This window comes from Streptococcus sp. 32226D021BW, assembly GCF_053545015.1.
The window spans coordinates 37,163-51,586 of sequence record NZ_JBPPVC010000008.1; the positions used below are offsets into that span (position 1 = coordinate 37,163).

At 41.7% G+C, this 14,424-nt stretch carries 12 protein-coding genes; 10 read left to right on the forward strand and 2 right to left on the reverse strand.

All coding sequences use genetic code 11. The annotated features are described in order from the left end of the window. Positions 1 to 86 precede the first annotated feature (86 nt). The 9 genes from ACEE44_RS06440 to tpiA all read left to right on the forward strand — a co-directional run bounded on the left by ACEE44_RS06440 (position 87) and on the right by tpiA (position 11,253). Complete coding sequence (locus ACEE44_RS06440) at positions 87 to 590, forward strand: hypothetical protein (RefSeq protein WP_449171673.1); 504 nt, start codon at positions 87 to 89, stop codon at positions 588 to 590. Then, positions 587 to 952 carry a DUF4430 domain-containing protein gene (locus ACEE44_RS06445; protein ID WP_449171674.1) on the forward strand — a complete coding sequence of 122 codons (366 nt, stop codon included), beginning with the start codon at positions 587 to 589 and terminating at the stop codon, positions 950 to 952. Before ACEE44_RS06440 ends, ACEE44_RS06445 begins: the two co-directional genes overlap by 4 nt. Positions 953 to 1,091: 139 nt before the next feature. Next, complete coding sequence (ftsW, locus tag ACEE44_RS06450; RefSeq protein ID WP_332411044.1) at positions 1,092 to 2,306, forward strand: cell division peptidoglycan polymerase FtsW; 1,215 nt, start codon at positions 1,092 to 1,094, stop codon at positions 2,304 to 2,306. Positions 2,307 to 2,326: 20 nt separating this feature from the next. After that, positions 2,327 to 5,023, forward strand: coding sequence for a phosphoenolpyruvate carboxylase (gene ppc / locus ACEE44_RS06455; RefSeq protein WP_449171675.1), 2,697 nt, complete (start codon positions 2,327 to 2,329; stop codon positions 5,021 to 5,023). 115 nt (positions 5,024 to 5,138) lie between these two features. After that, positions 5,139 to 5,642, forward strand: coding sequence for an RNA polymerase sigma factor (locus tag ACEE44_RS06460; protein WP_449171676.1), 504 nt, complete (start codon positions 5,139 to 5,141; stop codon positions 5,640 to 5,642). Then, positions 5,623 to 6,609 carry an anti sigma factor C-terminal domain-containing protein gene (locus tag ACEE44_RS06465; protein ID WP_449171677.1) on the forward strand — a complete coding sequence of 329 codons (987 nt, stop codon included), beginning with the start codon at positions 5,623 to 5,625 and terminating at the stop codon, positions 6,607 to 6,609. Before ACEE44_RS06460 ends, ACEE44_RS06465 begins: the two co-directional genes overlap by 20 nt. Positions 6,610 to 6,859: 250 nt before the next feature. Continuing rightward, complete coding sequence (locus ACEE44_RS06470) at positions 6,860 to 8,908, forward strand: SH3 domain-containing protein (protein ID WP_449171678.1); 2,049 nt, start codon at positions 6,860 to 6,862, stop codon at positions 8,906 to 8,908. A 222-nt stretch (positions 8,909 to 9,130) separates the two neighbouring features. Then, positions 9,131 to 10,327 (forward strand): elongation factor Tu, encoded by a 1,197-nt coding sequence (gene tuf, locus ACEE44_RS06475; protein ID WP_024531546.1) that lies wholly within the window; start codon positions 9,131 to 9,133, stop codon positions 10,325 to 10,327. A gap of 173 nt (positions 10,328 to 10,500) precedes the next feature. Next, positions 10,501 to 11,253 (forward strand): triose-phosphate isomerase, encoded by a 753-nt coding sequence (tpiA, locus tag ACEE44_RS06480; RefSeq protein ID WP_004298713.1) that lies wholly within the window; start codon positions 10,501 to 10,503, stop codon positions 11,251 to 11,253. Positions 11,254 to 11,315: 62 nt separating this feature from the next. Here the strand turns inward: tpiA and yidA are convergent, their stop codons facing one another. Next, positions 11,316 to 12,125: a sugar-phosphatase gene (yidA, locus tag ACEE44_RS06485; protein WP_449171679.1), complete on the reverse strand. Its 810-nt coding sequence runs from the start codon at positions 12,123 to 12,125 to the stop codon at positions 11,316 to 11,318. Further along, entirely contained in the window at positions 12,115 to 13,428 is a 1,314-nt protein-coding gene (locus ACEE44_RS06490; protein WP_449171680.1) for an HD domain-containing protein, read from the reverse strand. The genes yidA and ACEE44_RS06490 overlap by 11 nt, the downstream gene beginning before the upstream one ends. A gap of 100 nt (positions 13,429 to 13,528) precedes the next feature. Here ACEE44_RS06490 and ACEE44_RS06495 point away from each other — a divergent pair, with 100 nt between their 5' ends. Beyond that, positions 13,529 to 14,419, forward strand: a complete 891-nt coding sequence (locus tag ACEE44_RS06495) for a sodium:solute symporter (protein WP_449171681.1) — start codon at positions 13,529 to 13,531, stop codon at positions 14,417 to 14,419. Positions 14,420 to 14,424 lie beyond the last annotated feature (5 nt).

Below are 14,424 nucleotides of genomic sequence, written 5' to 3' on the forward strand. Positions count from 1 at the left end.
AAAAAAATCAAAAAAATAATATTGAAAAGAGGATGTGAGGTAGATACTATTGACAAATGAGCTATAATAGGGTAGTCTAAAGTTATATGGGTAAATATCATGATACAGTGAAACGCTTGAGTAGAATAGTACTATTAACTTCCTTAACCATCGTGTTACGGATTGTTTTTGGTGCTTTTCCAAATATTAAACCTTTGACAGCAATATTCCTTGTCAGTCTTTCTTTTATGGGATTGATGGATGCTTGGCTGGTTATGACCTTAACCATGGTTGGAAGTGGTCTTCTCTTTGGTTTTGGACCGGTAGTCTTGTGGCAAGTGCTTAGCTTCGGTCTAGTCCAGCTGCTATGGTGGTGCTTGGTGAGGCCTTTGGTGAACAAGGCGCGATTGTCTATTTGGCTACAGTCATTGCTTGCTACTCTATTGGTCTATGTTTATGGCATGCTTATTAGTATCTTGTCTGCTTGGCAATTTGGTCTGTCACCCCTTATCTTCTGGTTCAATGGTTTATTCTTTGATAGCCTTCATGCGATTTCGACTTTCTTGTTCTATCCCATTATTGACTATATTTTTAGGAGATTTTATAAATGAAACGAATATTTCTTTTAGTTACATTTCTTATGACAATGGTTCTGGCTGCTTGTCAAGCAAATCCTGTCGAACAAGCTGAAACCAAGATGACAGTCACTTTGCAAATTACCAAAGACGGTAAAACAACTAGCCAGGAAGTAGAGGCTGAGCAAGGCGATAGTGTCATGGATGTTTTAGAGGACTACCATCAAGTAGAAGAAGATAATGGCATGGTAACAGCTATTGATGGTGTTAGTCAAGATCCAAGTACCAATACCTACTGGATGTATAAAATCAATGATCAGATGGCAGACAAGGGGGCAGAAGAGCTGAAACTAGCTGCTGGCGATAAGATTGAATTTTATCTTGAAACATTTGAATAATGGAAGGAGGGGAGGTCCCCTCTTTTTTGTGCTAAGGTAGATTTCCGAAAGATGTCTTTACTTTATAGACCCTACTGGGTAATTTATAGTAAAGTATGCTATAATAGAACCCAGTACTCGAAAGAAGGTTGGATTAGAAATGAAGATTGACAAACGGCAGTTATTGAACTATTCCATTCTCATTCCCTATCTAATTTTATCTGTGATAGGGTTGATAATCGTCTATTCAACAACCAGTGCCACGCAAATTATCAATGGAGGGAACCCTTTTAGAACGGTGATTAACCAGTCGCTTTTCTGGGGTGTCAGCCTCTTTGCAATTTACACGATTTACCGTATGAAATTAAGCTTTTTGAGAAGGAAGGCTGTCATTTACTCAGTTATTTTATTCGAGGTGCTTCTCTTAGCCATTTCTCGATTGTTTCCACCTATCAATGGGGCCCACGGTTGGATTCCCTTGCCTGGAGCTGGTAATTTGCAGCCTGCCGAATACCTCAAGTTGATTATCATCTGGTATTTGGCTCACGAATTTGCCAAACAGCAGGCTGATATTCGGACCTATGACTACCAGGCTTTAATACAGGGAAGCTGGATTCCTAGAGAATTCACTGATTGGCGTGTGGTCAGTCTCCTCTTGTTAGCTATGGTGGCAACCTTGCCTGATCTGGGAAATGCAACCATTGTCGTCTTGATTATGGTGATTATGATTAGTGTCAGTGGTATTGCTTATCGGTGGTTTTTGACAGCGGTTTTGAGTATCGTTGCAGTGTCAGGCTTTGTTCTAGGAACAATCTTTGTTCTTGGTGTTGAAACAGTTGAGAAAATTCCTCTGTTTGGCTATATCGCCCGTCGTTTCGCAGCCTTTTTTGACCCTTTTGGCAATGCCACGGGGGCAGGGTTGCAGTTGACCCATTCCTTCTATGCCATGAGTAATGGTGGCTGGTTGGGTCGCGGTTTGGGTAACTCCATTGAGAAAAAGGGATATCTACCAGAAGCGCAGACAGACTTTGTGTTTTCCATTGTGATTGAAGAGTTGGGATTTGTGGGTGCTAGCTTGATTTTGGCCCTGCTTTTCTTCCTCATCATTCGCATTATCATTGTAGGTGTTCGTGCCCGCAGTCCATTTAATTCCATGATGGCCTTGGGGGTGGCAGGAATGCTCCTCATTCAGACCTTTGTCAATATTGGTGGAATTGCAGGTATTATCCCTGCGACGGGAGTGACCTTCCCCTTCCTATCGCAAGGAGGGTCTAGCCTACTCATTATTTCGATTGGCATTGCCTTTGTCCTCAATATCGATGCCAACGAGAAGCGTAAATTGATTGAAGAAGAGATTGAACGGACAATCGGCTAAATAAAGGAAAGAGAGTAGAAATGTCTATCCAAAAACTAGAAAACTATAACAACAAAGAAACCATTCAAGAAGAAATTGCGATTTTAACGACTATCCTTGAAGAAGTAGCGGCCCAGATGATGCCCCAGGAAACCTTCAAGAAGATTATTGAATTGTCCCAGCTTTCTCGTGAGGATGATTACCAGTCCTTAATTGCGATTATTGGTCAATTAAATAACGAAGAATTAGCAGTCATTTCTCGTTACTTCGCTGTCCTTCCTTTGTTGATTAACATTTCAGAAGATGTGGATTTGGCCTATGAAATCAACCACCAGAACAACGTTGACCAAGATTACCTTGGGAAAATTTCAACGACGATTGATATGGTGGCCAAGCAGGAAAATGCGGCAGAAATTTTGGAAAAACTCAATGTTGTTCCCGTTTTGACAGCCCATCCAACCCAGGTGCAACGTCAATCTATGTTGGACTTGACCAAGCATATTCATGAGTTGCTTCGTCGCTACCGTGATGTGAAAATGGGCTTGCTGAACAAAACTAAGTGGGAAGACCAACTTCGTTGCTACATTGAAATCATCATGCAAACGGATATGATTCGCGAGAAGAAGCTGAAGGTAACCAACGAAATCACCAACGTTATGGAATACTATAATTCTTCCTTTATCAAGGCTGTGACCAAGTTACAAGGTGAGTACAAGCGCTTGGCTGCAGAAAAGGGCATTGAGCTTAACAATCCTCGTCCTATTACCATGGGCATGTGGATCGGTGGTGACCGAGATGGCAATCCATTTGTAACGGCAGAAACACTGAAATTGTCAGCCTTAACCCAGTGCCAAGTCATCATGAACTACTACGATGAGCAACTCCATAAACTCTACCGTAATTTCTCTCTCTCAACTTCCATCGTGAAGGTTTCGACAGCTGTCAAACTATTGGCTGAAAAATCAGAGGATAGTTCAGTCTATCGCGAAAATGAACCTTACCGTCGTGCCTTTCATTATATTCAAATGAAATTGGCCAATACGCGCGCTTACTTGGTGGATAATAAGCTTTCTGATGTCCGCTACGCCAATGTCACTGAATTTAAAGAAGACTTGCTTGCGATTAAACAGTCCTTGATTGACAATAAGGCAAACGCCTTGATCAAGGGTGATTTGACAGAATTGCTGGAAGCAGTTGAGGCCTTTGGTTTCTACCTAGCCAGCATCGATATGCGTCAAGATTCGTCTATTCATGAAGCAAGTGTTGCAGAGCTTTTGGCATCTGCTCGTATTGTTGAGAATTACTCTAGCTTGTCAGAAGAAGCGAAATGTCACGTTCTTTTAAAACAATTAGAAACAGATCCACGCATTCTCTCAGCTACTCATGTTCCAAAATCAGAACAATTGCAAAAAGAACTGGCTATTTTTGCAGCAGCCCGTGAATTGAAGGATAAACTGGGTGAGGAAGTCATCAAACAACACATCATCTCCCATTCAGAAAGTGTTTCTGATTTACTTGAGCTTGCCGTCCTTTTGAAAGAAGTTGGTTTGGTGGATATGGACAAGGCGCGTGTGCAAATTGTACCATTGTTTGAAACCATCGAGGACTTAGATAATGCTTCAGCAACCATGCGTCAATACTTGCAACTTGACTTGGCTAAACGTTGGATTGCTGGCAACAAATATTACCAAGAAATCATGCTTGGGTATTCTGATTCCAACAAGGATGGCGGCTATCTTTCATCAGGTTGGACACTCTATAAGGCTCAAAATGAATTGACTCAGATTGGTCAAGAATTCGGTGTTCATATTACCTTCTTCCATGGTCGAGGTGGAACAGTTGGTCGTGGTGGTGGACCATCTTATGATGCCATTACTTCACAACCTTTTGGCTCAATCAAAGATAGAATTCGTTTGACTGAGCAAGGTGAGGTAATTGGTAATAAATACGGAAATAAAGATGCTGCCTATTATAACTTGGAAATGCTTGTTTCGGCTACGCTTGACCGAATGACGACACAGATGATTACAGATGCAAACGAGATTGATGGTTACCGTGAGACCATGGACGAAATCGTAGCAGATAGCTATTCTATTTATCGTGATTTAGTTTTTAATAATCCTCATTTCTACGATTACTTCTTTGCGGCTAGTCCAATTCGTGAGGTATCTAGTCTAAATATCGGTTCTCGTCCAGCTGCTCGTAAAACTATTACAGAAATTGGTGGACTTCGTGCTATTCCTTGGGTATTTTCATGGTCGCAAAACCGTGTCATGCTTCCAGGTTGGTATGGTGTAGGTTCCAGTTTCAAACGCTTTATTGATAAAAATCCAGCCAACTTAGCAAAATTACAGAAAATGTACGAAAGCTGGCCATTCTTCCGTTCACTTCTATCGAATGTGGACATGGTTCTGTCCAAATCCAACATGAACATTGCCTTTGAGTATGCAAAAATGTGTGAGAGTGAAGAGGTGCGCAATATCTTCCATATTATCTTAGATGAATGGCAGTTGACCAAGGATGTTATCCTGTCTATTGAGCAAAATGATGCGCTACTGGCAGAACTTCCTTTCCTCAAAGCCAGTCTAGACTACCGTATGCCATATTTCAACGTCCTCAACTATATTCAGATTGAACTGATTAACCGCCTTCGTCGTGGAGAACTCAGCAAGGAACAAGAAAATCTCATTCACATCACTATCAACGGTGTGGCAACAGGTTTGCGAAATTCTGGTTAATCTTATTTAAGCAACTTCTTCGGAGGTTGCTTTTTTAATACGGTAAAGGATATAATATTTTTAAAAAATGTGTAACCAAATAGAATTCCATTCGTTATATTAGTGAAAGGAGGAGATGAGCATCAAATTGGATGAATATGAAAAAGAAGTCATCGGCATTGCCGAGGAGATTTCCTACTACCTGCAAAAATCAGGCGCCACATTTGCAGACAGCCAGGATATAGCCCAGGATGTACTGGTGAAAATCTTAGAAGCAGAACTTGTCCTTCCTTTTGACAAATTACGAGCCTGGCTTTATCGTTCGGCAGTTAGAGCCTACATCGACAAATACAGGAGGGATAAGCACTATCATGACATTCTCCAAAGGGAATTTTTTGCCAGCGAAAAGGTTTTGGTTTATGACAAAGAAGGTTATGAAGAACTCTATCAGGCGGTCGCAGACCTGCCAGCCAAGTATCAGCATGTCATTGACCTTTATTATTTTCAGGATATGAGTGTCAAAGAGATTGCCCATATCTTAGGATATAGTCAGAGTTTGGTGAAGATTAATCTTTACCGAGGTCGAAAACTTCTAGGGAAATTGTTAAAAGAGAAAGGGTATGAATATGAAAACTTTTGAAATTGCAACAAAGAAAAGTAAGAAAAAACAATTATGGAAAACAGTTGGTCTATCTACATTAGGACTCTTATTGATTACAGGAGCAACCTTGAAGACCTTGCAAATCTTGACTGCCAATAATGGTGAAAAAATCTATCAAGAACATGAATTATTGTCACAAGTTGCCTATCCAAACATTGAATACTCAACCTACTATTACAAGGCTACGTCTATGTTTGCTGGTGCGATTCATGCTGATCGCTACAAAGATTTGGCTGGGGTTCCAGTCGCCTATGGTGACTATGAATACCACTATGATTGGCTAGGAAGATATCAGGATTTTTCACAGGATGGTCCTTCTTATAAAGGGGAGATTGCCTATGATCGTCAAACCTGGTCAAAATTGCCACTCTTCTACAATACGGAGAAAATTGACACAGATGACCTTGCGACTGTTCCAAGTCAGGAACTTTCCTTAGTGAAAGACATGCCCAATCAGTTAGTAGAAGTAGCCATCACTTTTGACAAAAAATATAGTTTTGGTGAGTTGCAGACCATGTTGCCCCAAAATTTGAAAAAGAATTGGTACTGGATTGGAACAGCTTCCAAGATGAACACGGCTGATTTTCGCATTGATCAGTTGTTTGGGTTAGATGGAGAGGTCTTGCAGGTTTATAAGCCAGATTACAATCTACCAAAAGAAGCAGAAACTTGGAATCCTTTGACACCAATGAAAAAAATGGCGGAACAGTATAATCATTATTTAGGAGAGTACGCACTCGTCACAGATGTGAAAACTTTCTTGGAAAAATTTGGTGACACGGACTTTTCTAAACAAGAAGAGATTGATACCTTGGAGTTCGCTGGGATTATCCTAACTGGGCGGGCGGAAGACTTTGCACAGCTAGAAGGCAAGGACTGGATTTATGCGTCAAGTATTGGTGCTTCAACTCCAAATCAACCCTACTATCGATTAGATTTCGAATAGCAGATGGCTAGTACCTTGTTTGAAGTGTATTCAGACAAGGTTTTTATATTTTGAAAAAATTTTAAAAATATCTTATTTTTCATCATTTTTTTGTATTTTTTGCGAATAGTATAGATAGGAGAGATGAATATTTCTTTATCGATACAAATGTTACAAAAATATTACGAATGTTACAATTTTTACTTGTTTTATGACATGGATAAGTATATAATATAAGTGAAAAGGATAACAGAAAGGTAGGATATGATTTATGCGTCGCACAAGATTTGGTCAGGAAAAACAAAATTTTTCTATTCGCAAGTATTCTCTAGGTGCTGCTTCAGTATTGATTGGAACTAGTCTGGTCTTCGGTTTGCAGGAAGTGAAAGCGGATGAACAGGCAGGGGTGGTTGCGTCAAGTAACCTACCATTGGTACAAGTCCAAGAGAGTAGTCAGGTTGATAGGATAAACTCTCTTTCAAATCAAGTCGCCGTAGAAACACAGGAAGTGATCGCTCAGACAAGTAAGGTGGAGAGCGAGCAGGTTCCGGAGGTTCTCACAAGTCAGATGGGTGAAGAACAATCTTCGAACAGTCAATCATCTTCAAAAGAAGCGCGTACAGAACAAGCAGTAACTCCTACTAAACAGGAAGTAGCTGTTCAGTTAAGTCCTGCAATGGAGATTCCGCAAACTACAGTAGTAGTTGTAGAGGAACCAGCTGTCAATTTAGCACCTCAAGGACAATATGTCTACGAAAAAGAAACAGCTGTCAGAAATCAACCAAGTAAAACTGCTCCAGTAGCCTTTTATGCACAGGTGGGTGACAAAGTTAATTATGATAAAAAACTAGAGGTAGATGGTCATCAGTGGATTTCTTATCTATCTTATAGTGGTACCCGTCGCTATGTAGATTTGGGTCAGGTCGCAAGTTCACCTGCGACAGCCCCTAGTCAACCAGCCCCAAGCTCTACTCCCGTGGCTAGTCAATCAAATCTATCTCCGCAGGCAGAAAAACTAGCCAGCCGTGGTAGCTATCACTTTAGCAAACAGGTCGCGGTGAAAAATGAAGCCAAGGCAATTGCCCCAACTCAATTTACATTTGAAAAAGGTGACAAGGTCAATTACGACAAGACGCTAGTAGCAGATGGTCATCAGTGGATTTCTTATCTATCTTATAGTGGTACCCGTCGCTATGTAGATTTGGGTCAGGTCGCAAGCTCACCTGCGATCGCCCCTAGTCAACCAGTAACAAGCACCCCTCCAGTAACTAGTCAGTCAAATCCAGCTCTGCAGGCAGAAAAACTAGCCAGCCGTGGTAGTTATCACTTTAGCAAACAGGTCGCGGTGAAAAATGAAGCCAAGGCTACCGCCGCAACTCAATTTACATTTGAAAAAGGTGACAAGGTCAATTACGACAAGACGCTAGTAGCAGACGGACATCAGTGGATTTCTTATCTATCCTATAGTGGTACCCGTCGCTATGTAGATTTGGGTCAGGTCGCAAGTTCACCTGCGACAGCCCCTAGTCAACCAGCCCCAAGCTCTACTCCCGTGGCTAGTCAATCAAATCTATTTCCGCAGGCAGAAAAACTAGCCAGCCGTGGTAGTTATCACTTTAGCAAACAGGTCGCGGTGAAAAATGAAGCCAAGGCAAGTGCTCCAACTCAATTTACATTCGAAAAGGGCGACAAGGTCAATTACGATAAGACGCTAGTAGCAGACGGTCATCAATGGATTTCTTATCTATCCTATAGTGGCACCCGTCGCTATGTCGATTTGGGTCAGGTCGCAAGCTCACCTGCGACCGCCCCAACAACCAATCTACTAGCTTCCGGTCCAATCGAGAATAAGAATGAGCAGAAAACAGTTCTTTCCCAGAGTGGTAGCTACACCGTTATGAAAACTGTCCCAGTAAAAAACAAGGCAGAAAATCAAGCTCCAACTCAATTTGAGTTTACAAAAGGTGAAAAAATCAACTACGACCAAGTTGTTGAGGCAGATGGCTACCGTTGGTTGTCCTATCCTTCTTATAGTGGTACTCGTCGCTATGTTCGAACAGAAGCATTGCGTTCTACACACATTCAGCAACATCTAGGTTCCTCAGAGACAGAACAGCAAAGATTGGCAACTCAAGGAGTTTATCAAGTGACCAAGAGAGTATCAGTTACAGCACAACCAAGTATCCAGGCAGCTGAAATTACCTACTATACAAGTGGTAGTTCAATTACCTATGATAAACTTATTCAAGCGGAAGGGCATCAGTGGATTTCTTACCTTTCTTATTCTGGACATCGTCGTTATATCAAAATTGATAATTAGAACCAAATAGGCCAAATTATTCCGGTACTCGTCAGCAGGACCTGTTGGCGAGTTTTTAATGCTCAATGAAGGCGATAAAACATGACTTTCTGGCAATAAATAACAAAAACGATAGAAAATGCTTGCATTTCTGCCACAATTTGATAGAATAGTAAGGTAAAGTTAGACCGTATTGCCTACTGTCTATCTATAAAATATATTTTATTGGAGGCTTTTACCAAAATGGCAAAAGAAAAATACGATCGTAGTAAACCACACGTTAACATTGGTACAATTGGACACGTTGACCACGGTAAAACTACTTTGACTGCAGCTATCACAACTGTATTGGCACGTCGCTTGCCTTCATCAGTTAACCAACCTAAAGACTATGCGTCTATCGATGCTGCTCCAGAAGAGCGCGAGCGCGGTATCACAATCAACACTGCACACGTTGAGTACGAAACTGAAAAACGTCACTACGCTCACATCGACGCTCCAGGACACGCGGACTACGTTAAAAACATGATCACTGGTGCCGCTCAGATGGACGGTGCGATCCTTGTAGTAGCTTCTACTGACGGTCCAATGCCACAAACTCGTGAGCACATCCTTCTTTCACGTCAGGTTGGTGTTAAACACCTTATCGTCTTCATGAACAAAGTTGACTTGGTAGACGACGAAGAATTGCTTGAGTTGGTTGAAATGGAAATCCGTGACCTTCTTTCAGAATACGATTTCCCAGGTGACGATCTTCCAGTTATCCAAGGTTCAGCTCTTAAAGCCCTTGAAGGTGATGCTAAGTACGAAGACATCGTTATGGAATTGATGAACACAGTTGATGAGTACATTCCAGAACCAGAACGCGATACTGACAAGCCATTGCTTCTTCCAGTCGAGGACGTATTCTCAATCACTGGTCGTGGTACTGTAGCTTCAGGACGTATCGACCGTGGTACTGTTCGTGTCAACGATGAAATCGAAATCGTTGGTCTTCAAGAAGAAAAATCTAAAGCAGTTGTAACTGGTGTTGAAATGTTCCGTAAACAACTTGACGAAGGTCTTGCCGGCGATAACGTTGGTGTGCTTCTTCGTGGTGTTCAACGTGATGAAATCGAACGTGGTCAAGTTATCTCTAAACCAGGTTCTATCAACCCACACACTAAATTCAAAGGTGAAGTTTACATCCTTACTAAAGAAGAAGGTGGACGTCACACTCCATTCTTCGACAACTACCGTCCACAGTTCTACTTCCGTACAACTGACGTAACTGGTTCAATCAAATTGCCAGAAGGTACTGAAATGGTAATGCCTGGTGATAACGTTACTATCGACGTTGAATTGATCCACCCAATCGCCGTTGAACAAGGTACTACTTTCTCTATCCGTGAAGGTGGACGTACTGTTGGTTCAGGTATGGTTACAGAAATCGAAGCTTAATTCGATTGAGTTCCCAGAAATAACAATTATAGTCAGACAACTAAATTGTAACTCTCTACTTTCGGGTAGAGAGTTTTTCTGTAAGTATTCATAAAATGCACGGAAATGCTTTATCCTTGCCTGATTTTATGCTATAATGGGCTTTGTAAAATAAAAAAGAAGAGGTATGTGAAATGTCACGTAAACCAATCATTGCAGGAAACTGGAAAATGAACAAAAATCCTCAAGAAGCACAAGCTTTCGTTGAGGCTATTGCAGGCAAATTGCCTGCTGGCGACAAAATTGAAGCAGCTATCGCAGCTCCAGCTGTAGATTTGAACGCTCTTTTGTGGTTCGCTAAAGATTCTGAATTGAAAGTTGCTGCTCAAAACTGCTACTTTGAAGATGCTGGCGCCTTCACTGGTGAAACTTCTCCAAAAGTATTGGCTGAAATGGGAGTTAACTATGTGGTTATTGGTCACTCAGAGCGCCGTGATTACTTCCATGAAACGGATGAAGATATCAACAAGAAAGCACACGCTATCTTCCGTAATGGTTTGACACCAATCATCTGTTGTGGTGAGTCACTTGAAACTTACGAAGCTGGTAAAGCAGTTGAATTCGTAGGTGCTCAAGTTTCTGCAGCCTTGAAAGACTTGACTGCTGAGCAAGTTGCATCACTTGTTATTGCTTATGAGCCAATCTGGGCAATCGGTACTGGTAAATCAGCTACTAAAGATGATGCACAAAACATGTGTAAAGCTGTTCGTGACGTTGTTGCTGCTGACTTTGGTCAAGAAGTGGCAGACAAGGTTCGTGTTCAATATGGTGGTTCTGTAAACCCATCAAACGTTGCTGAATACATGGCTTGTCCAGACGTTGACGGTGCCCTTGTTGGTGGTGCTTCACTTGAAGCTGAAAGCTTCTTGGCTTTGTTGAACTTCTAATAAAAGTATAGAAAAAGACATCGGATGTTTGTATCTGATGTCTTTTTTGTGATTGTAAGAGGTTATTGCAGCACCCATTCTCTCAAGGCATGGGCAACGCCACTCTCGTCATTTGATTTGGTGATGTATTTAGCAATTTTCTTGAGTTCTGGATTGCCATTTTCCATGACAACTGGATTACCGACGACTTCAAGCATGGGACGGTCATTTTCCTGATCACCAATAGCCATAGTTTGATCCATTGTCAGACCTAGTTTTTCAGCTAATTGGATGATAGCCTGTCCTTTGTTCACAGTTTTAGGTGTAATTTCCAAGTAGAAGGGTGCAGATTTGGCAACATTGTATTTGTCAGTCAGGTTAGTTGGAAGCTGAGGGATGGCAGCATCAAGAACGTCAGGTTCATCCACCATCATGACCTTGATAATTTCTTTGTCAGCCATCTCTTCTGGAGTACGGTAGAAGACAGGGGAGCTGACTAACATGGATTCATAAATGGTATATTTTCCAATATCGCGGTTGGCAGTATACATACCTTCTTTGGTACTGGCATGCATAGGAAGTTTGAGTTTGCGGGCAGCTAGTTCGATGTCCAGATAATCGACATAGGTCAAGGTATCTTTGACAATATCTTCACCAGTTGAGGCGTCTTGAACTAGACCACCGTTAAATGTAATGACGTAGTCGCCAACTTCAGTCAGATTGAGTTCTTCCAAAATGGCACGAACTCCTGAGATGGGGCGACCTGTGGCAATAACAATTTTTACACCAGCCTTTTTGGCATCTTGAATAGCTGAAAATACCTCCGGGGTAATTTCATGTTGGCTATTTAATAAAGTTCCATCAATGTCGATGGCTACAAGTTTAATGGACATCTTTTTCTCCAGTAATAAAATGATCGTTATGAATATGGCTGATAAAATCAGTAGTGTGCTGGCTAAAAATACCAGTATCTTCCAGCATTTCTTTTGGGAAATAGAAACGGCTATCACCATGGATGGTTCCAGAAAGAGAGTGGACAATTGGTGATAGGGTGGAAAGCTCGACCTTGGTATCATCCTTGCGATAGATTTCAATCTGTGTCCGTTTCTTCTCGGCATTGGGACGGTAAATATCGTAAGGCAGATCAAAATTATGATGAATAGCTGTATAGTATTCTGGATCAAAGCCGACATCGGCTACCAAACTCCGCAGTTGGTTGAGGTCTTCTTCATTCTCTGCCTTGAAGGTGATGGATTTGAAGACCTTACGGTTCATGTAGCGTTGGGCCAGGTCAGATAAGATATGATCAGGTCCGTCAATCCAAGACTGGAAATAGGTATTCATGACACCATCATCCAGTGCTAGGTAGTCAGAAAGGCTAACACGGTGTTCAAAAAAGGGAACCAGGCGTGGAGAGGTTCGAGCAAAAAAATCTTGTTCGCTCTTATAGAGTAATTTTGCTCGATTGAGCAAATTTTGTAAGAGAACTTCCATGGAGCGACTGGCTGGATGGAAGTAAACCTGCATGTACATTTGGTAGCGACTGAGGACATAGTCTTCAACTGCGTGCATACCTGATTCTTTGAAGGCAATGCCATTTTCTGTAGGACGGATAACTCGTAATATTCTGGTTAGGTCAAATTCACCATAGTTGGTACCTGTAAAGTAGGAATCACGGAGTAGATAGTCCATGCGGTCGACATCAATTTGGCTGGAAATCAGCTGGACAACCTGTTTATTGGGATAGGTATGGTTGATGACGGAGTCAATTTTGTCAGGAAAATCGGGAGCTACCTGTTTTAATATTTGATTGACCTCCGTTTCAGGACTGGTGATAATGGCACAGGTCATTTCTTCATGGTCGGTATCGAAGAGGCGCTCAAAGGTATGGGAATAGGCTCCGTGTCCAATATCATGTAAAAGAGCAGCAACCATTGTTACTAAGCTCTCGGCAGGATGCCATAGATGTGGATATTTTTCTTCAAATTTTTCTGTTATTCGTCGGGCAATTTCATAGACACCGAGGCAGTGCGAAAAGCGGCTATGCTCTCCACCATGGAAGGTATAGGAAGTGGTTCCTAGTTGTTTGATGCGGCGTAGTCGCTGAAATTCCTTTGTATTGATGAGTTTGTAAATCAATTCATGGTCAACATGAACATAGTTATGGACGGGGTCACGAAAAACTTTTTCTATCATAGATTTATTATACCAAAAATTGTCAGAATTTCGGCTTTTTTTCTCATAAAACAAGGATATTGCTATGTACCAAATACTATCTTTTAAGTATAATGGAGGAATGACAAATAAACTTATTTTACATGCTATCCAGTTTATCCTTGTGGGGATGATTGTCTGGATGCTCTACTTGATTGTTAGCTATGCTCGGAAGAATAAGATTTCTTTGAAAGACAGATTTTGGACGGGCTTTGCTATTGGTTATGTAACAGACTTGTTGGATACCTTGGGGATTGGTACCTTCGCAACAACGACAAGTTTGCTGAAGGCGACAAAATTGATAGAGGATGACCGACGGATTCCAGCAACTATGACGACGGCTCACCTCATTCCTATCTTGTTGGAGGCCCTGCTCTTTATCACCATTGTAGAAGTAGAAATGACGACCTTGATTTCTTTGGCTATTGCTGCATTTACAGGTGCCTCAGTTGGTGCCCGTGTGACGCAACATTGGGATACCAAGAAAGTACAGAGCGTCTTGGGGATTTTGCTTATTGTCGCAGCGGGTATTATGGTCTATCGGATGGTGACCAACCCTGGTGCTGACTTGGCCAATGATGTTCGTGGTCTGACAGGTTGGAAGCTGCTTGTTGGGATTGTATTTGACTTCCTTATCGGTATGCTATTGAGTATGGGCTTGGGCAACTACGCGCCAGAATTGATTTTCTTCTCCTTGATGGGTATTAGTCCAGTGGTGGCCCTTCCTGTCATGATGCTGAATGCAGCTATGATGTTGTCTGCTGGGGCCAAGCAATTTATCCAGTCGGGCCGCGTAAACTGGCCAGGAGTTCCAGGCATTATTGTAGGGGGTATTTTGGGTGTCTTGACAGCGGCCTTCTTCCTATCTAATTTGGACATCAATAATTTGAAAATCTTAGTTGTCTTTATCGCAGCCTTTACAGGTCTAACCCTGCTTCGTTCATCATTCATTACCAATATTAAAGCATCATAGGAGGA